The 24,053-nt window shown below is 66.6% G+C and carries 19 protein-coding genes; 3 read left to right on the top strand and 16 right to left on the bottom strand.

Translation table 11 applies throughout. From position 1 onward, the window contains the following. Nucleotides 1–11 precede the first annotated feature (11 nt). Together CYFUS_RS51870 and CYFUS_RS28935 are read left to right on the top strand one after the other, a co-directional pair. Nucleotides 12–1,589, top strand: a complete 1,578-nt coding sequence (locus CYFUS_RS51870) for a DUF1501 domain-containing protein (RefSeq protein WP_198316147.1) — start codon at nucleotides 12–14, stop codon at nucleotides 1,587–1,589. 90 nt (nucleotides 1,590–1,679) lie between these two features. Beyond that, on the top strand, nucleotides 1,680–3,737 hold the full coding sequence (locus tag CYFUS_RS28935) for a lipoxygenase family protein (RefSeq protein WP_095988167.1): 2,058 nt from the start codon (nucleotides 1,680–1,682) through the stop codon (nucleotides 3,735–3,737). A 93-nt stretch (nucleotides 3,738–3,830) separates the two neighbouring features. On the opposite strand, the gene CYFUS_RS28930 is transcribed toward CYFUS_RS28935, so the two are convergent. The 13 genes from CYFUS_RS28930 to CYFUS_RS28870 form a co-directional block, all read right to left on the bottom strand. Continuing rightward, entirely contained in the window at nucleotides 3,831–5,243 is a 1,413-nt protein-coding gene (locus CYFUS_RS28930; RefSeq protein ID WP_095988166.1) for a hypothetical protein, read from the bottom strand. Next, entirely contained in the window at nucleotides 5,240–6,151 is a 912-nt protein-coding gene (locus CYFUS_RS28925) for an alpha/beta fold hydrolase (RefSeq protein ID WP_095988165.1), read from the bottom strand. The genes CYFUS_RS28930 and CYFUS_RS28925 overlap by 4 nt, the downstream gene beginning before the upstream one ends. Nucleotides 6,152–6,170: 19 nt before the next feature. After that, nucleotides 6,171–7,646 (bottom strand): coproporphyrinogen-III oxidase family protein, encoded by a 1,476-nt coding sequence (locus tag CYFUS_RS28920; RefSeq protein ID WP_157758715.1) that lies wholly within the window; start codon nucleotides 7,644–7,646, stop codon nucleotides 6,171–6,173. Between the two features lie 47 nt (nucleotides 7,647–7,693). After that, nucleotides 7,694–8,995, bottom strand: coding sequence for an FAD-dependent oxidoreductase (locus CYFUS_RS28915; protein WP_157758714.1), 1,302 nt, complete (start codon nucleotides 8,993–8,995; stop codon nucleotides 7,694–7,696). Between the two features lie 5 nt (nucleotides 8,996–9,000). Next, nucleotides 9,001–9,639, bottom strand: coding sequence for an AfsA-related hotdog domain-containing protein (locus CYFUS_RS28910; RefSeq protein ID WP_157758713.1), 639 nt, complete (start codon nucleotides 9,637–9,639; stop codon nucleotides 9,001–9,003). Between the two features lie 169 nt (nucleotides 9,640–9,808). After that, complete coding sequence (locus CYFUS_RS28905) at nucleotides 9,809–10,126, bottom strand: hypothetical protein (protein ID WP_095988161.1); 318 nt, start codon at nucleotides 10,124–10,126, stop codon at nucleotides 9,809–9,811. Then, nucleotides 10,123–10,812: an AzlC family ABC transporter permease gene (locus tag CYFUS_RS28900; protein ID WP_095988160.1), complete on the bottom strand. Its 690-nt coding sequence runs from the start codon at nucleotides 10,810–10,812 to the stop codon at nucleotides 10,123–10,125. The genes CYFUS_RS28905 and CYFUS_RS28900 overlap by 4 nt, the downstream gene beginning before the upstream one ends. After that, on the bottom strand, nucleotides 10,812–11,900 hold the full coding sequence (locus CYFUS_RS28895; RefSeq protein ID WP_095988159.1) for a hypothetical protein: 1,089 nt from the start codon (nucleotides 11,898–11,900) through the stop codon (nucleotides 10,812–10,814). Before CYFUS_RS28895 ends, CYFUS_RS28900 begins: the two co-directional genes overlap by 1 nt. Before the next feature lie 346 nt (nucleotides 11,901–12,246). Beyond that, on the bottom strand, nucleotides 12,247–14,655 hold the full coding sequence (locus CYFUS_RS54055) for a YfhO family protein (protein WP_095988158.1): 2,409 nt from the start codon (nucleotides 14,653–14,655) through the stop codon (nucleotides 12,247–12,249). Nucleotides 14,656–14,811: 156 nt separating this feature from the next. Continuing rightward, nucleotides 14,812–16,218 carry a family 43 glycosylhydrolase gene (locus tag CYFUS_RS28885; RefSeq protein WP_095988157.1) on the bottom strand — a complete coding sequence of 469 codons (1,407 nt, stop codon included), beginning with the start codon at nucleotides 16,216–16,218 and terminating at the stop codon, nucleotides 14,812–14,814. Nucleotides 16,219–16,418: 200 nt separating this feature from the next. Beyond that, nucleotides 16,419–17,411, bottom strand: a complete 993-nt coding sequence (locus tag CYFUS_RS28880; protein ID WP_095988156.1) for a cyclase family protein — start codon at nucleotides 17,409–17,411, stop codon at nucleotides 16,419–16,421. Nucleotides 17,412–17,496: 85 nt separating this feature from the next. Further along, nucleotides 17,497–19,395 (bottom strand): M4 family metallopeptidase, encoded by a 1,899-nt coding sequence (locus CYFUS_RS28875; RefSeq protein ID WP_232536868.1) that lies wholly within the window; start codon nucleotides 19,393–19,395, stop codon nucleotides 17,497–17,499. A 144-nt stretch (nucleotides 19,396–19,539) separates the two neighbouring features. Next, entirely contained in the window at nucleotides 19,540–20,778 is a 1,239-nt protein-coding gene (locus CYFUS_RS28870; protein ID WP_095988154.1) for a YbfB/YjiJ family MFS transporter, read from the bottom strand. Nucleotides 20,779–20,922: 144 nt separating this feature from the next. On the opposite strand from CYFUS_RS28870, the gene CYFUS_RS28865 reads away from it, so the two are divergent. Then, nucleotides 20,923–21,798 (top strand): LysR family transcriptional regulator, encoded by an 876-nt coding sequence (locus tag CYFUS_RS28865; RefSeq protein WP_095988153.1) that lies wholly within the window; start codon nucleotides 20,923–20,925, stop codon nucleotides 21,796–21,798. A 131-nt stretch (nucleotides 21,799–21,929) separates the two neighbouring features. Here CYFUS_RS28865 and CYFUS_RS28860 read toward each other — a convergent pair whose 3' ends face one another. The 3 genes from CYFUS_RS28860 to CYFUS_RS28850 form a co-directional block, all read right to left on the bottom strand. Beyond that, nucleotides 21,930–22,490 (bottom strand): ATP-grasp domain-containing protein, encoded by a 561-nt coding sequence (locus CYFUS_RS28860; protein ID WP_157758712.1) that lies wholly within the window; start codon nucleotides 22,488–22,490, stop codon nucleotides 21,930–21,932. A 166-nt stretch (nucleotides 22,491–22,656) separates the two neighbouring features. Next, nucleotides 22,657–23,133 (bottom strand): SMI1/KNR4 family protein, encoded by a 477-nt coding sequence (locus CYFUS_RS28855; protein WP_095988151.1) that lies wholly within the window; start codon nucleotides 23,131–23,133, stop codon nucleotides 22,657–22,659. 31 nt (nucleotides 23,134–23,164) lie between these two features. Continuing rightward, the gene (locus CYFUS_RS28850) at nucleotides 23,165–24,046 is read right to left on the bottom strand and encodes an HNH endonuclease (protein WP_095988150.1); all 882 of its coding nucleotides are present in this window, start codon (nucleotides 24,044–24,046) and stop codon (nucleotides 23,165–23,167) included. Between the last annotated feature and the right edge of the window lie 7 nt (nucleotides 24,047–24,053).

Below are 24,053 nucleotides of genomic sequence, written 5' to 3'. Positions count from 1 at the left end.
CCGAGGACACCATGACGAACACTTCTCGCCGCACCTTGCTCAAGTGGGCTCTGGGAGCCGGACAGTTCGCGCTGCTCGAGCGCGCGGGACTCCTCGGTTCGAGCACCGCGCACGCCGCGGACAACGACGCGCCCTCGCGGCTCGCGGTGCTCTACATCCCCGGGGGTTACCGGCCGGTGTACTGCTTCACCCCGCTGGAAGACGCGGACGTTCCGCTCTGCATCCCAGCGCCCGCGGGCTTCAACAGCGAGCCCACCTACTTCGAGGCGAGCCAACTGGTGAACCTCGCGCCCGCCAACGGCCCCTACAAACCGCTGCGGACCTGGCGGTCGTGGAACCCCGCGGATCCCGCGGCGCGTGGCAGCTACAGCCCGCTCATGTACGGCTTCTCGCACTTCGCGCTGCATGAGCAACTGAGCGTGCTGCATGGCATCGACCAGGGCACCAACGACCACGCGAGTGCGTTCATCTCCGCGATGTGCGGGGTGGCCGGTGCGGACTACCGGGCGCCCGCCGTTCATTCGGTGATCGCCAATCACCTGTACGAGAAGTACCGCGAGAGCAGGCCGCTGCCGTTCGTGGTCGTCTCCGGTGACCGCGGCACACCGCAGGGGATGGGGCTGCCCTCGCACGCCTCGCCCGTGCGCGTTCCGTCCGTCGAAGCGCTCAAGCCGATGCTCTCCGCGAAGCCCTCGGACAATGCCTGGTGGAAGGGGCTGGATGCGCGCACCGAAGGCCCCGAGCTGGACGCGCACGGCCAGCCCACCGGGAGCTCCCTGAAGACGACCACGGTGGAGCGCTTCTCGCTCACGCGCGCCCAGCAACTGCTGCGCCGCTCGACGGCGAAGGTGGACAACTACCTCGAAGGCCTGCATGGCTCGCTGTCTTCGGTCTCTCGCGTGCTCGCCACGGATGTCGTGTCCGTGCTGGAGGGCACCAAGGGCATCGACAAGCTGAAGACGAACCGTCCCGCCTACCTGTCGAGCTACCTGAACGAGTCGTTCACGTACACCTTCGGTAACGCGAACTTCCACCTCACCGGGCTCGACCCCCGGATGGATCTCGCGCTGCGCCTGCTCAAGTCGGATCTCTGCACCTCGGTGCACGTCTCGCTGCAGCTCGACTTCGACACCCACAACGCCCAGGGCCATGGCTTCAGCTGCGCGCACGGCCGCGGACTGATGGACTGCGTGGCGCGCTTCCTGGGCGAGCTCAAGAACTCGCCGGCTCCGGGCAAGCCGGGCAAGACGCTGCTGGATGACACGCTGGTGCTGGTGATGAGTGAATTCGGCCGGAGCTGGGCCTACCGCGCGAGCGATGGCAGCTACGTCCTGCCGGATGACCACCACCCCTATACCTCGGTCTGCTTCGCGGGCGGCAACGTGGCGGCCAACCGGCAGGTGGGCTCGTACACCCCGCGCGGGCTCGGCGTCCCGGTGGACATCGTCGAGGAGAGCGGCCAGCCCTCCAGGCGCGTGCCTCGATCCGCGGATGCCGTCGCCACCGCGCTGCGGATCATGGGCATGGAGCTGAACGACTTCTTCATTCCCGGCGGCTACGGAGAAGTCGTGGGGCTCCGGAAGGCGTAGTCTGAAGACCCGGAGTGCGGATGGGTTCACAGATTGGCTGGGTGGGATTAGAAGGGGTCTGCCACCTTCCACCCTTCCAGGGAGCTGTCCATGAGCCTGTCCTCTCCTCCCACGTTGCCGCAGAACGACACCCCGGACAACCGCGCGAGCCGAGCGCGAATCCTGGCCCAGAAGCAGACCCAGTACGTGTACGACTACCCGGCCATCGTCGCCGGGCTGCCCATGGCGGCGGCGCCCGTCCCCGTGGACATCTCGCTCAACTGGGCCATCCAGATCGCCGAGACGGCCATCCTGCTGGGGGAGAACTTCGTGGATGCGCTGCTGCCCAACCTCTTCAGCTTCGACGTGGAGATCCCCGTCGAGCTCGGCCAGGGGAAATCGAGCGCGACCACGGCCGCCATCTACACCAAGGCGGCCCCCCCGGAGGCGAGCGTGTTCGACGCCTCGCTGAAGAACCGGGAGTTCGACAAGCGCGACATCCTGGCCTTCCAGGCCCAGCTGAGCGATGCGCGCAAGGATCTGGCGGGGCTCGCCCAGAACGCGCATGCACGCAAGGTCACGCTTCCGCCGGGTGGCAACGGGGTGCTCGACACACCCGCTCTCGCGGGGGCGCCGATGCTCGACAAGACTCCCGGGCAGGATGCCAAGAGCATCGAGTCCTGGCTGTCCCAGCTGGTCAAGTCCGTGCTCGACTTCGTGCTGACGAAGGCGGGCCTCTACGGGCGCGCCACGGATCTGCAGGACTACGACGCACAGTTCCGCAAGGTGGTGCTGCCGTGGACCGCGGGCGTGTTCCTCACGGACGAGGAGTTCGCCGCGCTGCGTGTCGCCGGCCCCAACGCGGGCATCCTCCAGCGGGCGACCCTCGCGGATCTCTCGCAACTGCTGCCCTCGGACGCGCTGTTCCAGCGCATCACGGGAGAGACGGGGTGGACGCGCGAGCAGGCCGTGGACGCCGGGCACTTCTACCTCGTGGACTACAAGGCGCTCACGCAACTGGTGCCGGGCACCACGCCCCAGCAGAAGTATGTGTTCGCGCCCAAGGCCCTCTTCTATGTGCCGCGTCTGGGAGGGAGCCGGGGCTCGCTGCGCCCCGTGTCCATCCAGATCGGTCAGGACGCGAGCAGCCCCGTCTTCTACCCGGACGGAGGGCTCGCGTGGACGCTCGCCAAGACGTGCGTCAACATCGCGGACGGCAACTACCACGAGCTCATCAGCCACCTGGGGCTCACGCACCTGCTCACCGAGCCGTTCGTGCTCGCCACCGAGCGGCAGTTGGATCCACAGCATCCGCTCTACGTCCTGCTCACCCCTCACTTCGCGGGCACGCTGTTCATCAATTACAGCGCGGCGACCTCGCTCATCACCCCGGGAGGGCCGGTGGACAAGCTCCTGGCGGGTACCATCGACTCGTCCAACCAGGTGGCCGCCAACGCCGTGAAGGCGGTGCGCTACAACGAGTCGTTCTTCCCCGAGAAGCTCGCCCGTCAGGGCATCGGCTCACCGGAGGAACTGCCCGACTACCCCTACCGTGATGATGCGCTGGCCCTCTGGAATGCCATCCATGGTTGGGTGTCGGATTACACCGCGATCTACTACTCCGGGGAAGCGGACGTGGTGGGCGACTACGAGCTGCAAGCCTGGGTGCAGGAACTGGTGAGCGCCGGGCACCTGCAGGACATCGGCGAGGGGGGGCCCGATGGGACGCCGTGCATCTCCACGCTCGACTACCTGCGCAAGCTGCTCACCCAGATCATCTTCACCGCGAGCGTGGAGCACGCGGCGGTGAACTTCCCGCAGCGCACCGCCATGAGCTACACGCCGGCCATCCCGCTCGCCGGCTATGCACCGTTCCCGGGCCCGGCCACTTCGGGCGCCGAGGCGACGCAGTTGTTGGATCTGCTGCCGCCGCTCAACCAGTCCATCCTCCAGCAGGCGGTGTTGGCGGGCCTGGGCAATGTCTATTACACGGTGCTCGGTCAGTACGGGGGCCAGCTGTCCGATCCCCGGGCGCTCCTGGTGCTGGGCAAGTTCCAGCGCGCATTGCAGTCCATCCAGAAGCACATCCAGGCGGCCAATACCGTGGGAGGGCGCACGCCCTACGCGACGCTCCTGCCCTCGGCCATTCCCCAGAGCATCAACATCTGAGCCACGGGGGGAGGGGGCCGCGGGCGGAGTCACGCCTCCGCCCGCGCCTGCCCGCCGGCCCCTGGGAGCCGGCGGTGTGAAGGCGGTGCTGGCTCAGGGAAGCCGGAACACGCGCAGGTTCTCTTCTCCCTTGCGCACGTAGACGAGGGCGTCGTGCGTCGCCAGGTAGAAGAAGCGGTTCTTGACGAGATCGTGCCACCCGCCGAAGGCGCCGGCCTCCCACCGCGGCGCCTCGCTGAGCTTGTGGGTCGTCGGGTCGACCTCGAAGGTCCGGTACTCGAAGCGCCCATCGCCGTCGCGGTCGTACGGGAACGCGGCGATGTAGCGATTGAGCGGTGGCACGTAGGTGAAGATCATCCCCTCGAAGTCCTGGGTGTAGACGCGTGACAGCTCGAGGTCGTGCTCCAGCTCCAGGAACTCCCACTTGCCCGTGTCCATGTCGACCGTGACCAGTCGCGGAGGGAAGGTCTGGTGTTGCGAGTCCGGGTAGGGGAAGCTCACCAGCTTGCGCTCGACCCTGGCCATCTGGGCGAAATGCCACGCGGGGGGCGTGATGACCTCCCAGTTCCAGGACTGGTCGTCGGTGTCGAAGGACCACCACCTCGAATAGTTGTAGTTCTCCGTGGGACCAAAGAGGTAGCGGTGTTTCACCTCGTCCCAGAACGTCCAGCCGGCCGCGCCGCCGTATCCCGTCGCGCCGTCGTAGGTGGCCCCCGGGGTGTTGAAGGGGTTGTGGCGCTTCCAGGTGTGGGTGGTCAGGCTGTAGCGCCACATCCGCCGGACGCCAAAGGCCACTTCCTGGAGGTCCGGGTTGTAGACGAGCCCGTTGTACGTGTGGCGGGCCACCGGGTGGCCGGTCGACGCGGCGGGCCGGTCCGGATCGAAGAACTCATCCGAGTAGACGTCGCTGTCCGGGTGGGCCTTGGAGTACTCCCCGGCGGGCGGGTAGGAGCTGTACGTGTTCCCATAGACGACCTTCGTCCAGTTCGCTGGGTTGTCGGGGAGCTGCTCGATGCTCCAGCGCATCTTCGCCATGTCGAAGCGGTAGAGGCCGTTGTTGGAGCTGTCGGCGTGTCCGCCGCCGAAGGCCCACCAGCGGGCGCGAGGCGCGTCGACCGCCACGCCGGAGTAGGCGTTGATGACCGCGGCGATCCCCCCGGAGCCGAGATCCCGGAAGCCAGGAAGCGCCGCCTTGACCTCCGCGTCCAGCGAGGTGAGCGGTGTTCCGGCGACCTCGATCCACCGCCCCTTGGGGACGAGCGCCCACGACGCCGCGTTCACGAGTCCCGTCGCGTCACGCCCAGGAGTCCACACGTCGCCCGCGAGCGTGCCGGTGTCCGTGCCGGTGCCCCAGGTGAACGAAGGCGGAGTCCCTTCATCGGGTGGAGGAGTCCCGTCAGACGGGCCCTCCGACGGCGAACTGCAGCCAGCGAGCATGCCCACGACAGAGAGCGATAGGAAGAGAATCGAAGATGACGAACGTCGGCCCAGACGGACTGCGCTCATGTTTCACCTCTTTGCGGGTCTTGGCCGGAGCCTATCTCTCCCGCGAGCACCTCTCCCACCCATCCCGCGATGCGCGCCGCCACGGAAGCACCGTGGCGTACCCAGCGGAAGTGATCCAGGTGCGCTCCCCCGGCATCGGACCGCGTGAAGTGCCACCGCACCACCCGGGCCCGAGGCATCTTCCCGTACAGGTGCTCCACCGCGGCCGGTGGCGCCAGCGAATCCCCCTCCACCGAGATGGCCAGCACCGGCCGCTCCACCCGGGCGAGCAGCGCCTCGAAGTCCTGCGCGGCCCCGGAGAGCACGTAGCGCCCCCTCCTCGCCTGGCGCGCCCAGTCCCGCATCACCCGGGTCGACTCGTTGTCCGCGAACCGTAGCCTCCGCCCCGGGAAGTACCCCCACACCGTGGCGATGACCGCCGCGAGCTGCGTGCCGAGCAGCACCTTCACACCGCCCAGCGCCCCGTAGTTCCGGTAGTACACCGAAGAGGCCGCCACGAGGACGAGCCCTCGTATTCCCTCACCCTCCAGGCCCAGGTAGAGCGAGCCGAGCTGCCCACCCAGGCTGTGCCCCAGCAGGAACAGCGGGCTGTCCTGGAAGGCAGCGCGCACCGCCCGCACCACCGCCTTCAGGTCTCGCGCCACCATCTCGTAGTAGCCGAAGTCCGTCCCCCGGCCCACTCGTACGGAGCTCGCCCCGTGCCCGCGCAGGTCGCTCGTGACGACGTGGAAACCCCGCCGGTGCAACTCGAGCGCGAACGGCTCGTAGTACCTCGCCGGGACTCCCATCGCTGGCAGGCACAGGAGAACCGGTGCCTTCCTTTCCTCCACCTGCTCGAAGACCTCCAGTTCCAGCCGCGTACCATCCTCCACCGGTACGAGCTCGCGCCTGCGCACCACGTCGACCATCGGGTGCCCCCTTCCCGGGCTACTTCATCAGCTTCGGGTACTTGTCGATGTGCTTCGCGATGAACCGGGTCGCCTTGTTCACCTTGAAGCGCTCCTCTCGATCGAAGTGGCTCTCCTTCTCCGAGATGACCTTCAGGAGGACCTTTCCCTGCAGGTTCAGCGAACGCTCCATGTAGTCCGTCTGCAGGTTGCCGTGCCAGATGACGCCCAGCTTGTTGACGACGTACCGGCCCTCCTGCTCCTCCACGCACCCCACCTCGAGATGCGAGCGCAGGACGTCCTCCACCTGCTCGAAGTGCTCCACGTCCGAGTAGCGGTCGAGCAACTCCTTGGAGAGTTCCTTGTAGCGCGGGAACATCACCATGATCCGGTCCAGCACTCCGCTCCGCCCGATGCTCTGCAGTGTCTGCGTGGACACCCCGTACTGATCGATGTTGTTCATCCAGACATCGACCTTGTCCGGGTTGATGGACACCATGTCCTTGATGTTGCTGCGTGCCGCGCAGCCGATGCCGATGATGTCCTGCCGCGCGCAGTGCGCCGTCTGGTACATGCTGCGCTGGGGCTTGCGCGAGTACGTCTCGGCGATGGTGTTGTGGTAGTCGTTCTCCAGCAGGTAGTCATACAGGTGCTCGCGCATCCGCAGGAGCTGCCAGATGCTCCCAGGTTGTGGCACCCGTCCGTCGAGGATGAGCTTGTGCAGCGGCCGGTACGGCAGGTACACGGTCCCGAACGCGTCGATCTCGTCCGGTCGGTAGTGCTCCACCAGTGTCGCCAGCTCCTCCTGGAAGCCCACCAGCGATTGCCCCGGCAGGTCATACATGAGGTCGACGCAGCGGTCGCCCTCGTACCCCAGCTTCTCCAGCCCCTCGAACACCGCGTCCACGTCGCTCGGAGAGTCCCACCGGCCTATCTTCTTGTGGATCTCCGGGTTGAGCGTCTCGATGCCGAACGTCACGCGGTCGAAGCCGTAGTCGTGGAGTACCTTCAGCAGCTCCGGCTTGCGCAGCGTGCGCGGCTCGCCCGTGAACGTCTTCTCGAGGGTGTCGAACCCCGGCGCTACCTTCGCGAGGTGCGCGAACAGCCGCTCCACTGCCGAGACCGGGAGCGTGGAAGGGCTTCCTCCCCCGATGTAGATGGCCGTGAATCTCCGCGCCTGCACGTAGGGGAGCGACAGGTAGTAGTCGATCTCCTTGATGAGGTAGTCCGTGTAGCGCTGGAGCCGCTCCTCGTCCTGCCAGGGATAGTGGTTCTTGTTGAAGTTGCAGTAATGGCAGAACGACTGGCAGTACGGCACGTGGATGTACATCATCAGCTCGTCGTTCAGCGCCCCTCCCGGGTCCTGCAGCGAGCGCAGGTTCTTGTCCACCTGCTCGCGCGAGACCCGATCCCACTCCAGAGTGCCGAAGTTGGGCATGATGTAGTGGGAGATCGCCAGGAGCCTCTTGAACGGCACTTCATGGCTGGCCTCCGGCCCCAGATAGTATTTCCGCATCCGTTCTCTCCTTTGCTTGCACTCGTCAGGTGGCGAGTCAGCGCCGCTCATCGGTTCCTCAGCATCCGCCCCGCGGATTCCTTCGCCGCGCGGAAGCAGGCCTCGATGGAGGCGCCCCGCAGGTAGTCCCCGGCGAGCTGGAGGCCGTGGAGCCTCCCCAGGCCAGCGTTCAGCTCGCGCCGCAGGCGGGCATGGTGGGGCGTGTAGGCGCACAGTCCCGGCTCGAAGCGCCGCGCGACGGAGGCCACCCGCTCGGCGGGGTGGACGGGGAAGTGGTGGCCGAGCAGTTTCTCTCCCACGCGCAGCAGCGCCTCCACGTCCGTCCCGGCCGCCAGGGCCCGGCGTGCGGTGCGCCCGCTGAACGTGTAGCGCACCACGTCCAGGGCGTTGATGCCGTACGCCCCCGCGTTGCTCAGCGGGTGCTCCGGGCCGAAGACGAGCGCGCGGGTGGAGGGGGAGAAGACCTTCCGCGCGTACCGGGCCACCACCACCAGCACCGGGAAGTAGCGCACGTGGCCGAGCGCCAGGGCCAGACCCGGCGCGTGCGGAGCCAGCAGCGCGGCGCTGGGGTGCGCGGGCAGGGCGAGCAGCACCCCATCACACGTGCGCTCCTCGCGGGCGCCCCCGGGCCCCTCCAGTTCCAGGGCCGCTACCCGCCCGCCCCGCACCACCAACCCTCGGGCGCGAGTGCCTCGCGTCACCCGCACGGTCCTCGCGAAGCGATCGAAGAGGGCCCGCATGCCGCGCTTCGGCTGCTCGTACGTGTCCAGGAGCATCCGGAGGTTGGTGCCGACGTTGCCGGGGAAGACCTCGTCCGGCTCGGCGCCATTCATCCGGACCACCATGGGGCGGAGCACGGCCTCGCTGAAGGCCTGGCTGAAGTACGCGCTCAGCGGGCGGTCATCCCGGTGCTCTCCGAGGGCATCGAAGCGGACGGAGCCCAGGTAGCCGTTCTCCGGGCGGGAGATCGCGCGCGCGCAGAGCGTGGCGAAGCGGAGCAGGTCCGAGGAAGGACAGGCCCGCATCAGTTCCCGCACGCCGCGCCATCGGTGCGAGCTGTCCACGGTCATCAGCCGGCCGTCGGGCCGCACGCGCGAGGAGTTGATGCCGAAAGGCTCGAAGTCCGTCTGCCCCATCTTCCGCGCGAACTCGCGGAAGAGGAGGTAGCGTCGGCCGATGTTCTTGCCCCCCAGCTCGATGGGCTGGCCGTCGAGCAACGCTGGCGCCACGCGCCCGCCCAGCGTGTCCTCCTGCTCGACGAGCTCCACCTCGGCCCCCGCCTCCCGGAGGTAGTGCGCCGCGGCGATGCCGGACACACCGCCCCCCACCACCACATAGTGTTTCGTCATGGGCATCACTCCGTGGCAGGGGCCGTCATCGGGCGGGAAGTGGCCGATCCATCCCCCGGCCGCGGTCGGCGCCGGAGCCGCTCCATGAGCCGCCGGTCGTACACGCTCCAGCTTCCCTCCATCGAGCCGAGGAACTCGCCCCGCTGGATGAAGAGCCCCGCCTGGCGCATCGAGATGAGGCGCCCCCGCCGGTACTCCTTCTCGTGCACGGCCGAGTACACGAAGACGGGCTCGCCCAGCTCCGCGAAGCGGCGGAAGCGGGCCTTCACGTCGTTGAGCACGAACATGGCGTCCAGCGCTACCCCGTAGAACAGGTGCGTCACCGCCAGCCCGAGTTGCCGACCTGCCTCCATGAGCATCATTCCCGGGACGTGGTCCTGCGGGTGCTCGAAGTGGTACGGATGGGTTGGGTCGAAGATGAGCTGCGCCGCGAGTTCGTCTGGCCGTGCCTCCGAGACGCGCTCGAGCCGGGCGATGAAGACGTTGCGTGGATCGCTCTTGTGGACCAGGTGCCGTGGAAGCTGGAGTCGGGCGGAAGGGTCGAACGTCTTCACCCACTCCTTCAGCTTCTCGAGCACTCCGGCGGGAACCTCGTCCACCACTCCCGGAGTGTCCCGGCCGTCAACCCCATCTTCGATGAGCATTGCCTCTTGCATACAGACACCATCCGTCAGCGTGGTCCATTCGCGGGATCGGCCCAGCGCATCCCGGGGCCAACTGGATGGACACGGCTGCGATCTGATGTGACGGATGGCCCGGCGGAGGCGAGCTCCCTGGTCCTCCTGGAGCTGTGCGGTGCCGATGCCCCAGGCCTCAGCGATTCAGCGCCGTGAGGAGCAGGAGGAAAGCGGTGGTGGACGCGATCAGCGTCACCAGGATGGGAACGGTACGCGCTGCGAACGTCAACACGCCCAGGATCCCCAGCCCCAGCAGCGCCGGGCCAGGCGCCGCCGCTATCTCGCTGCTCGCGGAGAAGATGGCCAGGTTGATCAGCACGGCAATGGGCAGGATGGTCTCGATCTGCTCCAGCGTGGCCTGGGAGAGGGGCGGGCGCAGCAAGGCCGGAAAGACGCGGACGACCAGGCTGACACCCAGCAAGAGGGTGATACCGATCCAGGCCGTGGTCGTCACGACGCGTCCCTCGCTTTGCAGATCCAATGGATGGTGAGCCCGACCAGGAGGATGCTGGGCAGCCAGAACAGCTTGCTGCCCAGAAGGATCCGGATGCCGAGCGCGATGGGGAGACTTGCCAGGATCGCCGCCAGGCCGCGCCGGCCCAGGCGCTCCACGAAGGCTCGCACGCGCAGCAGCGCCAGCAGGATGAGCAACGCGTTGGCTGGAAAGGTGACCGCGCCGATGGAGCCCGCCCAATGCGCCGGCAGCAACATGGCGACGAGGGCCCCGGCGGTAGTGGACGCGACCCAGAAGAGGGCGATCCAGAGCCGGATCGACGCGCGCACGGCGGGCGGGTCGGCGATCTGCTCGACCGCATAGGACTCGTCGCTGACGAAGTGAGCCAACGTCGCCCGCTTGCCCACGGCCCCGTCCATGCCTCTGGCGGCGGTGAACGCCATGGGCACATAGCGCAGGTTGATCAGCAGGATGATCAAGAAGATCAGCAGGGGAGCAACTCCCTCCTTGGTCAGCGCCAGCAGGGCGAACTGGCCGCTCCCCGTGAAGCCGATCGCGCTGAGCGCGAAGACTTCCATTGGCCGCCAGCCATTTTGTGCGGCGGTCAACCCGAACAACAGTCCCACCGGAAACAGCGCGAGCCCGACGGAGATCGAGCGCGCCAGTCCCGTCCGGCTCTGGAGCATCACTCCAGGCACGCACAACCCTCTGCGCGCACACGTGGCATGGCGCCGACGGGCCCGCGGCGGCCGAGCACGACCTGGCCCTTGTCGGTGAGTACCGTGAGGCCAGGGCAGATGAGGTCGAGGTGGTACTGGGTGTGGGGGGTCAAGCCGAGGCCGAAGTGGATCGTGCCATTCTCCGCGCCGAAGACCTCGTTCATCGCGAAATTGCCTGGCACGATGGTCGAGTGTGTGTTGATGGCGAAGCCCAGTTCCCAGATGATGCGGTAGCGGGAATCGACCTCGAACATCGCGGTCATCATGTCATGTGCGGGCTGTGCCTCGGGCCCCGCTGCCTTGAGATCGACGATCCTGCCGTTCTCCACCGTCGCGATGAGCGCCTCCCGTGAGAGGCAGGCGAGCTGCCCATGGATACGGGCCTGATCGGCACGCAGGAAGCTGGGCGTGCCATTGTGCAGGATGGGGTAGCCCTGGATGGCGATGGTGCCATTGAACTTCAAGTAGAGGTTGGAATCGAAGTCCCAGATGTGGAGCGGCAGGACGCTGATCTCTCCCGAGGGGGCGAGCTGCTGGCCGCCCCAGTTGAGCAGACCCGCCTGCTCGTTCCACAAGTAGCGCTCGTCGAGATGTTCGAGCCTGGCTCGCGTGCCATACCGCTCGTCGACGAACTCCAGATAGGCGGAGGCCTCTCCCATCGCGAAGAAACGGTCCGTGAAGCGCTGCTGCTCTTCCGGATCGGTATCCTCGACGATCTTCAGGAAGCGGGGGATCATGTCCCATGCGGTGGGTGTCGAGTTGCAGGCCATGGCGAGTAACTTGCGCCGACTGCCCAACTCCTCGGCGCGAGGAGACTGGAAGAACGCATTGGGGGAGATCACCAGAATGTGCGCATGCTCCGGGATTTTCTTCGCGAGCAATTCACTGAACCGATCCCCATTCTCATACTCGAGAATGAGGTAGTCGCTATATCCGCCCTCTCGTTCCAGGTGGATCTGGCTGATGAACTCCCTGTTTGTCACAAGACAGAAGGCGGCATCTTCTGGATCGCCAAACTGACGAATTCGGGCTGGAGAGATGGAGGCTGGCTTCATGACGAGTTCCTTCAGGGAAAAACAAGGCCACTGGAAATAAACAAGCCAGGGGGAACATCCCCCTGGCCTGATAGCCAGCTTCAGCCCAGCAGACTGCCGAGGTACTCACCATTCTTGCGACGGTTCTTCATGACGGCCTCCATGTGGGTGATTCGGGCTCCGGCTCCTCCGGTAGGGAGGATTTGGAAAACCGGCCCAAATGGATGGAGAACCGAGTCCGGCTTTGTGATCGGCTTCCAGTTCGCGGGCATCCAGGGCCACGCCGACGGTCTCCTTCGCCAGGCCCCGGGTCTCGCTTGTCCGCCGGACGCAAGCGGCCAGGCGCCCTCCGGCCGCCTCTCGGGGCTCACGAGAAACTCGTTGTTCTCCCGGCCCTTGGCGTGAGCCGCCGCCGTAGCACTCCATCCACGCCGAGCAGCACGAGCAGCGTGCCCAGGCTCACCCCGGCGCCCACGGCCAGCCCGGGCGTGCGGTAGCGGAAGACCACCTGATGCGCCCCCGGGGGCACCGCCACCGCGCGCACCGCCCCATTGGCGGGCAGGATGGGCACCGGCTCCCCGTCCACGCTCGCCGTCCATCCTCCGTAGTAGGCGTCGTTGAGCACCAGCACCTCTCCGCCCCGCGCCTGCACCTCCACCTCCACCCGCTCCGGTAGGGATCGGACGGCGGTGACCTCGCCCCGGGGTGCCTCCAGCGGCGGCTCGGGCAGGGGCGCCGCGCACTCCACCACCACCTCGCGCGGGGCCTGGATGCTCCCGAGCCGCCGCAGCGCCTCTCTCGGAGCCGTCACACAGCGCGGGTGGGCGAGGTACGCGCGTGGCAGCGCGTTCGAGTCCTCCACCAGCCACAGCCCGAAGGCGTCCAGCCGCTCCAGCACCCGGAGCGGCTCCGCCACCAGTGCGGTGACCTCGCTCGACTCGCTCGAGAGGATGAAGTAGCGCGTGTGGAACAGGCCCGCGGTGCGACGCACCCAGGATCTCGTCTCCGCCTGCACGTCCGCCACCCGTCGCGACACGGCGGGCATGTACGCGCTCGAGCTCTCCAGGCCGAAGAGCGCTGGCACGAGCGGCATCAGTGAGGCGCCCATGATGAGCGCGTTCGTCTCCGCCAAGGTGGGCAGTGGCAAGGGGTGCGGCGTGTAGTAGCGGCCCAACAGCCGGTACACCCGAGGCGGCGGACCGAACTGCTCGCGCAGCTCCTCCTGGATGCGCAGGACGAAGGGCGTTGGCTCGTCGAACAGCTCCGGCTCTCCCACCTTGTAGATGTCGCCATTGGCCAGCAGCAGCCCCCCGAAGCCCACCACCCCCACGAGCCCGGCCCGCGCCTCCGCCGAGCGCACCCCGCCGAGGATGCCCCCCAACGCGAGCAGGCTCCCGCCCGCCAGCCCACAGCCCAGCACGAAGTGCTCGCCGATGCGCCGCTGGGCCTCGGGCCATGGCGGCCCCATCCACAGGCCGGACAACATCCCCTCGGAGAACACGTGGCCGAGCCACTCCGCGCCGCCCACCGCGAGCACCAGTCCGCCCAGCCCGAGCACGCCGTGCCCCATCCGGCGCCGGACGTCGGGCGCGTGCTCGAGCCGCTCCCACCCCACGCCCGCCGCCAGGCACACCGTGAAGGTGACGAACGTCATCAGCTTCTCGGGGTAGCGGAAGGCCCGCCACGGCGGCACCCAATCGAACACCCAGCCGTAGAGCGGCGTGTGCTTGCCGAGCGCCAGCAGCACCACCCCCAGGGCGGCGGCGAGCAGCAAGGCCGCGCGCGGCCCCCGCACCCGGGTCACCGCCACGCCCGCCAGCACGAGCGCGGGCGCGCCGAGATAGAACGAGTCCGCCCACAGCTCGGTCCTCGACGTGGACAGCAGCCACGCACTGATGGCCACCTGGACGGGCTCGCCGGAATCGCCCGCGAACAGGGGCCCGAGCACCAGCTCCACCAGCCGCATGGGATGGACGGACCACTCCGTCGCCTGCGCCAGCGTCTGATTCGAGGCGCGCACCTCGCCCAGCCCCGCCAGCGTCGGGAGGATCTGCACCGCGCACAGCAGCAGGGAGACGACCCCCACTCCCAGCATCCCCAGCAGCGCGCGGGGCGTGCCTCCGGACGCCGGGCGGCTCACGCTCCACAGCAGGGCCCCGCCCAGACAGACCGCGTAGCCCTGCACGTCGCCGGCGAGCAGCACGAGCCCGAGCAGCACGGCGACCCCGAGCCCCCGTCCCACCGTGGGTGCCCTGAGAAAGCCCTCCAGCGCCCAGAACACCCAGGGCACGGTGACGGCCGCCAGGAGGTACAGGGTGTTGTTGGTGATGCTGACGAGGTAGCCGCTGAAGGTGTAGCTCATCGCCGCGAGCAGCGCGGCCCCGAGCCCCCACCCGAGCCGCCGCCCCAGCGCGCTCATGCCGAGGAACGCCACCGGGAAGCACAGCAGCATGAGCCACTTGAGGCCCTGCGCCCCGGGTAGCACCAGCGACAGCACCTGGGCCGGGTGGAAGGCGCCGGAGACGACCATGCCCACGTAGGGCTGCCCGAGCCCATCGAAGGGATACCACTGGGGAAACTCCCCCCCGAGCACCCGCTCGCGCCAGTATTCCCACAGCGGTACGTAGACTTGCTGCACGTCGCGCAGGAAGAAGACGTTGGCGGAGAAGACGGCCCGATGGAAGAAGAGGAGGGTGAGTCCCACGCCCAGGGTGGGGACGAGCCATCGGGGCGGAGAGGCTTCGGGCCGGGGGGGCTCTGGGGAGACGGAGGACATGGGCTCCAGATCGCGCGGGCGGAGAGGGCGGGGGACTCTACCGGAGAACTTCCCTTCACGAGCAGTGGAGAGGGGGAGCCCGGTCCTCCATGGGCACGACGGAGGGGGCCCGGACCAGCCCCCTGAAGGGGGAAGCCCGGGGACCTCCACACCTCGTTACTGCTTCGTGAACGTCAAGTGATCCAGATTGAGCGCGTCACCAAAACGCAGCTGGATGATGTGCTTGCCAGCCTCCAGGTTCACCTGCGTGCTCACCGTCGTATAGGTCTGCCACTCTCCGGTGTTCGGCACGGTGAGGGTGCCCACCTTCTTTCCGTCGAACAGGATGCGCAACGAGCTGCCATTGGTCGTCTGCGTCGCGACCCGGGCGGACACGGTATACGTGCCGCTCGTCGCCACGTTCACCGTGTACTCCACCCACTCCGAGGAGCTCACCCAACCGACGTGGAAGCCTCCGCTGGGAATCGTGCCGACATCGACGCCTTCGTTCGGCCGGTACGCGCCGCCTTCGTTCTGCGGACTGCCATCGCTGTACGCCACGCCTTGTGCACCGTTGTCGTAGTCCTCCGCCTGGATCTGTCCCGGAATCGCCAGCGGGGTGGCGAAGTGTGGCGTGCCGTGCTGCTTCGTCTGATTGACCAACTGGATCGTGCCGTCGCTGTTGTAATACAGCTTGTCGACGCTGACCGAGCGAAGCCAATCATTCCCCGACAGCATGCTCGTGTGGTAGAAGGCATACCACTGCCCCTTGTACTGCACGATCGAGCCGTGGTTCGTATAGCTGTCCGTGGAGTCGATGTAGACGCCACGATACGTCCACGGACCGAGCGGGCTCGTGCTCGTGGCGTAGCGCATGCGGTTGTGGTCGCCATTCTGGTCGTAGTTGTCCGCGTACGACAGGTAGTAGAGCCCGTTGCGCTTGTGCACCCACGAGGCCTCGTGGAAGTCGACCAGACCCTGCATGGTCTGCATCTGGCCGTCGATCTCCATCATGTTGGCCTTGAGCTTGCCCCCCTTGGCGATGCCTCCCCCACCGTAATACAGATACGCTTGGCCATCGTCATCGACGAACACCGCGGGATCGATCAGCGATTCCAGTCCCTGGATGTATCCCTGCACGGTGAAGTTCGCCGCCGGCTGTGTGCTCGTCGCCACGCCGATCTTCCAGGTGTTGTTCCAGTCCGTTCCACTGGGATGGGGGAAGTAGAAGTAATAGATACCGTTCTTGTAGGCCACATCGGGCGCCCACATGAAGCCGCCCTCCGGCCTTCCCCAGGGCACGTTGGAGGCGCGCAGGATCTCGCCGTGATCGACCCAGTTGACCATGTCGTTGGTCGAGTAGACATGGTACTCGTCCATGAGGTCGGCACCGCGCGGTGGGGCGATGTCATGCGATGGATAGACATAGAGCCGTCCGTCGGCCCAGACATGCGCCGAGGGATCGGCGGTGTACATGTTGCGGAAGATCGGGTTCTGTGGGTCGCCGACGGTCTGCGCGACCGCCGGGGACACGGCGAGCGACACGCCGGCGAGCGCCAGCGACAGCATGCAACGCTTGGACATGGATGGCTCCTGGGATCATGGGAGCACGCTCGCTCCCGTATCCCCATCTCTCTTTGGAGGAGATTACATGGTATTCCGGGTCAGCCCGGACCTCAATGATAATCCTGGAGCTGGTGAAGATGCCCGGCCGCGTGGTGGAGCTGAGCCCCCCGGGGGCGGGACGGCCCTCGCGGGAAGTCCACGCCCCGATCGCCTGAACCTCAGAAGACCGCGATGGGGTTGACGGGAGAGCCCGTGCCGCCTTCCACGTTCAAGGGGGCGATGCCGAGCAGGAAGTCATGGCGCTTGCGCTCGGCGGCGGCCTTGCTCAGCGCCTCGGGGTCGGCGTTGTCGATGACGTGGATGCCCAGGGCGTTGATCAGCATCACATGCACCGGAAGAAAAGAGCCCTCCACGCCGGAGGGAATCACATCCAGACCGACATCCGTGGCGACGACGGCGACCCCCCGCTTCTTGAACCAGTCGGCGGTGGAGGCGTGCAGTCCCGCGGCTTGCTTCGACACATCCCAGGGTCCCACGGCGGCGCGGCGGGCCCAGCGGCCCGTGCGGATGATGACGGCGTCACCACTGGTCACGCGGACCTTCGTCTTCTTCTCCCAGGCCTCGAGATCCTTCGCGTGGATGGCGGTGCCTGGCTCCAGATAGGGGACGCCCTGGAAGGCCGGCAGGTCGATGAGCACTCCGCGTGTCAGGATCCCGTCCTTGAGCGCGCTCACGGCGAGCGTGGCGCAACCCTTCGCGGTGACGAGATTCTGATCGTACCCGTTGAACATCTTGCCCTGATGGAAGATGTGGCAGAGCGCATCGAGGTGTGTGTGCGAGAAGCCATGGAACCCGATGGACAGGGAGTCGGCGCTGTACGTGGAGTCCGGGGACTCACCTGTGAAGAGCATGTCGTGGCCGAGCGGGTACGGGACATCCTCGGCCTTCTGGGTCTCCAGCGGATGTGCGAGGGAGACGGAGACGCCTTCCCGGACGAGCCGCGCGGCGTCCTTGCGCTTGGCGGCGGAGATCAGATTCACGGCGCCGAGCTGATCCTCGGGACCCCAGCGTCGCCAGTTCCGGTTCTTCTCCATCCAGGTGTCGATGTCCTTCGCGGTCGCGAAGGGCGTGGCGACGGCGCTGTTCTGGGCCGCGCTCGGCAGCGTCCACAGCAGTGCGCCCGTGATGACAACGGTCTTGAGCAGGTTCATGGCGCCCTCATAACGCCAGGAGGGTCTGTCGCCCACCGAGAATGCTCCCGTGGCGATTTCACCCCCCATGTCATCAAGGCGCAGCTTAGTAGCTGCCCTTGAGCGAGGCGCTCGCATACGTGCTGTAGCCGCGCAGCAGCACGTAGATACGGGTGGCCGTGGTCCTCGCGGCGATGTTGCATGTCTCGTTGTTGCCGCTCTGGTATGGACGGCAGTCATACGAGGTCTTGGTCGGCGCGGAGCCAGCCTTCACATACAGGTCCGCGTCACCCGTGCCGCCGCTGAGGACGAAGGTCGAAGCCATGCCGGCCGGGACGTCCAGGTAGTAGTAGGTCTCCGAGCCCGAGGCGCCCGACAGGCCCGTCTTCGCCACGCCGTTGGTCAGCGGGCTGGCCGCCGGGGGAGGCGCCGGCACGCCCACTCCCACCGCGGACCAGGCCGCCGTCACCGCCGTCACCTCGGTCGCACCGGTCCCGTAGAGCGCCGTCGCGGTATACTCGGTGTAGGTCTTCGCCTGGGCGAAGCTGGTGGACGCCGTGAAGAGGTCCCTGTTGGCCGTGTAGAGGATGGCGCCCGCCTTCTGCACTCCAATGCCCGGTACGACGAGGGTCGACTTGCCGCGCGGGTGCGTGCCGCCCGTGGACAGCAGCTTGAACGCCAGGTTGGCGATGCCCGAGCTGTAGTGCACGTCGTTGCCGCCGGCGGAGCTCGTCCAGAAGTCGAGCGAGGCACCGTCCAGCGCCGGATCGTACATGTAGCGGACCGCGTCACCCGCGGTGGCGGGCGTCCAGACGTCCTCGCCAATCTTCCACACGTCCAGGTCCGTGGACCAGTTGCGCGTCCAGCTCTCGCAATAGGCGGCGAAGATGTCGCTCAGGCCCTCGTTGAGGCCACCGGACTCGCCCGAGTAGGTGAGGCCGGAATCGGCCTCCGTCACGCCGTGGGTGAGCTCGTGGACGATGACATCCGGATCGATGCACAACGGACCACTGTTGACGCCATCTCCGTCACCGCAGACGAGGTGGTTGCCATCCCAGAAGGCACCCGCGTAGTTGCTGCCGTAGTGGACGGTGGCGCGTACCTGCGTACCCGTGATCCCATCGCGCCCGAAGTTGTCATAGAAGCAGTTGTAGAAGATTCCAAGGTTGTCATAGACCTTGTCCACGATGGCGTCACCGGTGGGCGCCTGGCCCTCGCTGCGTTTGAGGATGCCGGGCAGCGAGGTGCCGTTGTTGGCCGAGTACACGGAGCGGTTGAGCGCGTCGTGGATGTCCGAGGTGCGCTCCACGACGGAGCCGTCGAGGGCATTGACGAAGACGTGGTCCTTCACGGGTTTGCCCGCGTGCCCGCCCATCACGAGGGTCTCGAAGACCAGCTTCAACCGCCCATCCGCACGGGAACGCACGTAGACGAGTCGCGGCGTCTCCGTGGAGCCGCCCCCGGGAGTGCTCTCGAGCGCCACGACGCGCGCGGCCTCGGAGGAGATCCGGGCGCGGGAGGTGAGCGGCTCGCCGTCGCGGGCCGAGCCATTGGCGGCGTAGATGCGGCCCTCGTCATCCACGTGGACGACCAGCTCGTGGCCCACGACCGGCAGCCCGTTCTTCGTCTGGGCATAGCGGAGATGGGTATGGCCTTGTTCGTCCACGGAGAGCTGGCGCGCGACGAGATCCGAGGCATTCAGGCGGAACATGGGAGCGATGCCGGCCAGGGCCGAGCTGACGAGCGCGTGGGCATCCCGGGCCACGAGCCCCCGAGGCGACAGGTGGGTCGAGCCGAAGTTACCGCGAACCATGTATGGAACGCCGTTCTCGTGCGTGCCGAGCACCTGCGTCGAGGGGAAGGCGGCGAGGGCCGTCTGGATGTCCTGGGTGGAGCCGAGGTCGGTGGCGTCGACCTTTGCCTCACCGGCTGTAAGGTCCAGCGGTTCCGTGTCACAAGCAGTGAGCGCGAACGTGACACAAGCTGCGAGCATCCGGGTACGCATCCAGGTTTTCCTCCCCATCGACGGCGGCATGCCGTCGAGCCGGGAGAGCATGAATGCGAGTCAGACATTGAAGCAAGGCGAGCGCTGGAAAAACAGGCTCACGGCCGTTGTTGCTTCCGGAGCAACATCCGCCAGCCCTCGGAGTCATGCGGCTCGGTGCGCCGCGTGGGCCACGGCCGGCCGATGGCGCGCATCCTGCCCGCGCGCATCGATTGCGAAGGCAATCAGCAACGCGCTGGCGCCCAACCCGAAGAGCACCAGGTGATGGCCGCCGGTCAGGCCATAGACCGCCGAACAGGCATAGCCACTGATTGCCTGCGATAGCGCGAAGGAGACGGTCGCCCGGCTCCACATCGCCTGGCGGGCGTGAGGGTCCTCCATCAGCTCATGCACCCGACCGAGCGCCAGCGGCACCACGCCGGCGGGGAAGGAGCCGATCACCGCCGCCAGCGCGATCAGCGCGGCATTGTCTGTCGCGGCCATCAGACCGAGCACCGCGAGCACCTGGGCCGCCAGCGCCAGCCGGATCGCGGCGCGCGCGCCCCATCGGTCCGCGGCCAGGCCGTAGAGCACCGGGCCGGCCATCGCGCCGACGCCGTAGGCCACCCAGGCCGCCGCACCCAGGCCACCGCCCTTGCCGAGCGCGCGGCCGATGTAGTCCACCAGGAACATCATCTCCGGCACCAGACCCACCGCCATCAGCGCGTATTGCGCCATCAGCAGCCGCATCGGCCGCGACATGCGGCCGCGCCGCGGCGACGCCAGCGTCGGCACCTTGTGTGCGCCGTCCTGTGCCGGCCAGGCGCCCCAGCTCGCGAAGGTCAGCAGCAGCGCGGCGACGCCCAGGGTGAGCCAGGCGGCGCGCAGGCTGACGGTCAGCATCAATGGCACCAGCGTGCCGGAGAGCGCCACGCCCAGGCCGATGCCGAGAAAGATCGCGCCGCTGGCCAGGCCGCGCTTCCCGGCCGGCACCTGATGCAGCACCACGCCGGACACCAGCACCATGATCGCGCCGCCGGACACGCCGGAGAGCAGGCGCCAGCAGAAGAACCAGACCTCCGAGAGCGGAAACGCGCAGGCGAGGAAGGACACCGAGGTCAGCAGCATCATCAGCCGAATCACCGCCACCGGTGACCCGTGGCGCGCCAGGCCGCGTCCGCTGAGTGCGCCGATGAGGTAGCCGGCGAGGTTGGCCGCGCCCAGCGACGCCACGCTGGAGGCCGCGAACCAGTGCTGCTGGATCATCGGCGGCAGCAGCGGCGTGTAGGCGAAGCGCGCCAGGCCGATGCCGACGAGGCTGGCGGACAGGCCCGCGAAGATGGCCCACGGGGTCCTGGCGGTGGCGCCCGCGCTGGCGCCGGTGGTGGAGCGATGGATGGTCATGTCTTGTCCCTTCCCGGTCCGCATCGAGCGCGGACACGCGGGGCGCGAGGTTAGGGCGTCGAGGCGTTGTAGAGTCGCTGCACCTTCTCATCCATGTGATGCAGTCATGCATCACCCCATCGAGGGCAGACCGAGGACCGCCGGATGAACTGGGACGACACCCGCATCTTTCTCGCCCTGAGCCGCGAGGCCAGCCTGCGCGGCGCCGCGCGCGCCCTGGGCGTGGACCAGGCGACCGTCGGGCGCCGCATCGCCGCGATGGAACGGGACCTCGGCGCCAGGCTGTTCCTGCGCGCGTCCGACGGCTATCTGCTCACGCCGGCCGGCGAGTCCGCGCTCGCCGCCGCCCGCCGGATGGAAAGCGCCGCGCTGGAGTTGCAGGCCAAGGTCGACGGCCAGGACGAGGCGCTCAGCGGCACGGTGCGGGTCACCTGCACCGACTCGATCGCGATCGACTTCCTCATCCCGGCGCTCGCGGCGCTGCACGAGGCTCAGCCCGGCATCCGCGTCGACCTCGAAGTCTCGACCCAGATGCTCAACCTGACGCGGCGACAGGCGGACATCGCCATCCGCAACATGAAGCCGGAGAACCCGGATCTGTTCGTCCGCCGGATCACACGATGGCCGGTGGCGCTCTTCGCCAGCGAGGGTTATCTGGCGGCGCGCGGCGAGCCGGCGCCGAACACCGAGTTCGCCGGGCATGACCTGGTCGCCTACAAGGGCTACCTGGAGGGCGGCAAGGGGCTCACGCTGCTCGATGAACCAGCGCGTCAGGGCCGCATCGCGGCGGCGCTCAATTCCAGTCTGCTGGTGAGGCGCGCCGTCGCCGCCGGGCTCGGCATCGGCGAGATGCCGGTCTACATGGGCGAGAAGGAAGGCCTGGTGCGGATCTGGCCCGGCCGCACCCGCAAGGCGGACTACGAGGTCTGGTTGGTCACTCATCCGGATCTGCGCGGGACCGCGCGTGTCCGCACGGTGGCGGAGTCGTTGATGGCGGCCATCCAAGGATCGGTGGACTGAGCCGCGGTCCGGGGAACCGCCCGCCGACGCGACGCGTCGTGCTCGGCGCTAAGGGACTGCGCGACCTGTCCATCGACCGGGTTCACAGCCCAAGGCCGTCGTCCATTCAAACGCTCCAGCATCAGCTCAGTTCAACGTGTGCGCACCGAACCATCGAAATCGTTGGCGGCCCAGCTGAAAAGACCCGCCTCAGTCGGGGGACCCCAGGGGTTCAATTCGATCAGTGTGACGGACCGAGTGCTTTCGATGTCCAGGCCCACGTCGAACACCATGGGTTCTCTGCCCATTTCACGATCTAGAGTCATCATGATCCGCTGAATGGATGGCAGGCTTTGTTGAAGGCGTTCGCGATCGTTCGCATCGATGGTCCATTTGAGATGGTACTGGCTGATACCTACCAGCCTGCCGTCCCGAAGAAAGCATCGCCACTCGCGAGTCCAGGCGATGTCATGCCATTCACGCAGGAAAATCCAGGGCTGATGGTTGTTGCGTAAAGCAATCCACAGGTCATGGAAGATGCGCCGTGAGCCATCGGTCAATAAGCGGATGACGTCCTGGCCGCGTTCCGCTCGGCATCCGGTGAGAATGGCGAGCGGCGTGTCTTTGGGGCTTCGGGACCCGAGGCGGACGAAGGCGCCGCCGGAAAACTCGACCAGTGCGCAGTCCAATCGTCGAGACAGTGCGGTCAGCACGTCCCCGACATTCAACGATTCGAACAGATGAGGGTACAATCCATTGCGCCGCCCAATCGCGCGGACCTCCTCGAAATCGAGGCGAATTCCTTGCTGTCGGAAGGATAGACACCTTACGCTTTCTGGCCAGTTCTCAATCCAGGTCGAGGAGAAAGTTGTCAATTTGTCAGAAGAGTTTGTGGTTGATGAATTCTTCGAAGCTGTCGGCCAACACGCCTACGTTGTCGTACCCAGACGTATCGCCATCACTGGCTTCGTAATCCTTGACCCAGAACAGTACTTTGCCCTTGTTGAGTCCTGAGACCACCAACAGTATTTGATTGCCGCCGGCGTCCGCGCCCACCGTGATGGTATCCGAGGGGATTCTGTCCTTGAAGGTCGTCTTGTTGTTGCGAACCAGATTGGACAGTCGCTCGTTCCAGACGTAGTATAAACGTGAAAGCGTCGAAGTCTTCCAGTCATCGGCCCCTTTCTGACCTTCGCGCCACCTGATGGCGAAGCCGTCTGGCTCGGTGGTTCCGCCGTTGTGCTGGAGCATGAATGATTTGTAATCGTCCGGAAGGACGACGCCGAGTTCGCGCTCGACGTTGGCAAGATCGTTGGCCGACAGGGGGGCCTTACTTTCGCTGATGATGACGCTCATGACGCCTCCAGTTTGGGTGCGCGGGAAGGGTTTAGTAAGAGGGGTCCTTGGCTATTGACACCCCACCAGAGTGGGGCACATTGTTGTGAAGATCCGACGGAATCAACTCCATGGTGGTACCGTCTTCCTTGTGATGCCAAGTCCATCCATCCGGCTCTTTGAACTTGTCCTGGCCAAGCTTTTCGGCCATGGCCTGCCTGGCGTTGATGAAGTCGGCGTTGCGGTCGCCCGTGGGACTGAGTTGGATCTCCACCTTCGCGTCGATCAGTTCACCCTCTGGACCTTTGGCCTTGTAGGTATACTCGGAAAACTCCGGGTTGCCATCCTTCCACTGGATTGGCTTGCCCCCGGTGACTGATTCAATATCATCGATACTGTCCTTGTTCAGGCCAGACTTCGACGGATCCCATTTGCCATCGCCTCGCTCGCCGCTAATCCAGCCTTCCTTGGGGCTTTGCGTGCCAAAACGGTTACCCCCAACCGGACAGCCCTTGACAATGCCCTCCTCAATCTTTTCGCTTTTTTTCAAAGCCCGTTTGGCACGGATCGCCGCCGCATCCTGTTTTAATGCATTGGCAACGATTTGCCGACCTCGCACGACATTGTCGGCGATTCGCTTGCGCAAGGTGGCAATGCGCGCCAGCACCTTTGCACCCTTGGCGGTTTTGCCGATTGCATCGCCCGCGTACGGAAGCATGGACACCAGAGACATGCCGGCGCCGAACCAATCGCCCCGCGCGGCGCTCATGACTGCACCAATGGCATCGCTGATCGGCGTCGGATCGACGAGTCCGGCAGCGTCCACGGCAGATTGAGCCAACTCCCACTTCAAATCCGAACTTGCTTTAACTGTATCGTTTTGGAGCTTGTCCAGTTGGTTCTTGATGTCTGGATTCTGAAGGCTTGCACCCATGGTTCAC

Source organism: Cystobacter fuscus (genome assembly GCF_002305875.1).
GTDB lineage: Bacteria > Myxococcota > Myxococcia > Myxococcales > Myxococcaceae > Cystobacter > Cystobacter fuscus_A.
The sequence above is the reverse complement of the archived record's forward strand: the minus strand, read 5'-3'. Positions and strand labels throughout refer to the sequence as shown.

Excerpts from the sequence above, each read along its gene's own strand:
- CYFUS_RS51870 (WP_198316147.1), top strand. The coding sequence starts at position 12 with ATGACGAACACTTCTCGCCGCACCTTGCTCAAGTGGGCTCTGGGAGCC.
- CYFUS_RS28920 (WP_157758715.1), bottom strand. The coding sequence starts at position 7,646 with ATGCGGAAATACTATCTGGGGCCGGAGGCCAGCCATGAAGTGCCGTTC.
- CYFUS_RS28870 (WP_095988154.1), bottom strand. The coding sequence starts at position 20,778 with ATGACCATCCATCGCTCCACCACCGGCGCCAGCGCGGGCGCCACCGCC.
- CYFUS_RS28925 (WP_095988165.1), bottom strand. The coding sequence starts at position 6,151 with ATGGTCGACGTGGTGCGCAGGCGCGAGCTCGTACCGGTGGAGGATGGT.
- CYFUS_RS28855 (WP_095988151.1), bottom strand. The coding sequence starts at position 23,133 with ATGAGCGTCATCATCAGCGAAAGTAAGGCCCCCCTGTCGGCCAACGAT.
- CYFUS_RS28850 (WP_095988150.1), bottom strand. The coding sequence starts at position 24,046 with ATGGGTGCAAGCCTTCAGAATCCAGACATCAAGAACCAACTGGACAAG.
- CYFUS_RS28880 (WP_095988156.1), bottom strand. The coding sequence starts at position 17,411 with ATGAACCTGCTCAAGACCGTTGTCATCACGGGCGCACTGCTGTGGACG.
- CYFUS_RS54055 (WP_095988158.1), bottom strand. The coding sequence starts at position 14,655 with ATGTCCTCCGTCTCCCCAGAGCCCCCCCGGCCCGAAGCCTCTCCGCCC.
- CYFUS_RS28865 (WP_095988153.1), top strand. The coding sequence starts at position 20,923 with ATGAACTGGGACGACACCCGCATCTTTCTCGCCCTGAGCCGCGAGGCC.
- CYFUS_RS28885 (WP_095988157.1), bottom strand. The coding sequence starts at position 16,218 with ATGTCCAAGCGTTGCATGCTGTCGCTGGCGCTCGCCGGCGTGTCGCTC.
- CYFUS_RS28915 (WP_157758714.1), bottom strand. The coding sequence starts at position 8,995 with ATGACGAAACACTATGTGGTGGTGGGGGGCGGTGTGTCCGGCATCGCC.
- CYFUS_RS28930 (WP_095988166.1), bottom strand. The coding sequence starts at position 5,243 with ATGAGCGCAGTCCGTCTGGGCCGACGTTCGTCATCTTCGATTCTCTTC.
- CYFUS_RS28900 (WP_095988160.1), bottom strand. The coding sequence starts at position 10,812 with ATGCTCCAGAGCCGGACGGGACTGGCGCGCTCGATCTCCGTCGGGCTC.
- CYFUS_RS28875 (WP_232536868.1), bottom strand. The coding sequence starts at position 19,395 with ATGCGTACCCGGATGCTCGCAGCTTGTGTCACGTTCGCGCTCACTGCT.
- CYFUS_RS28910 (WP_157758713.1), bottom strand. The coding sequence starts at position 9,639 with ATGCTCATCGAAGATGGGGTTGACGGCCGGGACACTCCGGGAGTGGTG.
- CYFUS_RS28935 (WP_095988167.1), top strand. The coding sequence starts at position 1,680 with ATGAGCCTGTCCTCTCCTCCCACGTTGCCGCAGAACGACACCCCGGAC.
- CYFUS_RS28895 (WP_095988159.1), bottom strand. The coding sequence starts at position 11,900 with ATGAAGCCAGCCTCCATCTCTCCAGCCCGAATTCGTCAGTTTGGCGAT.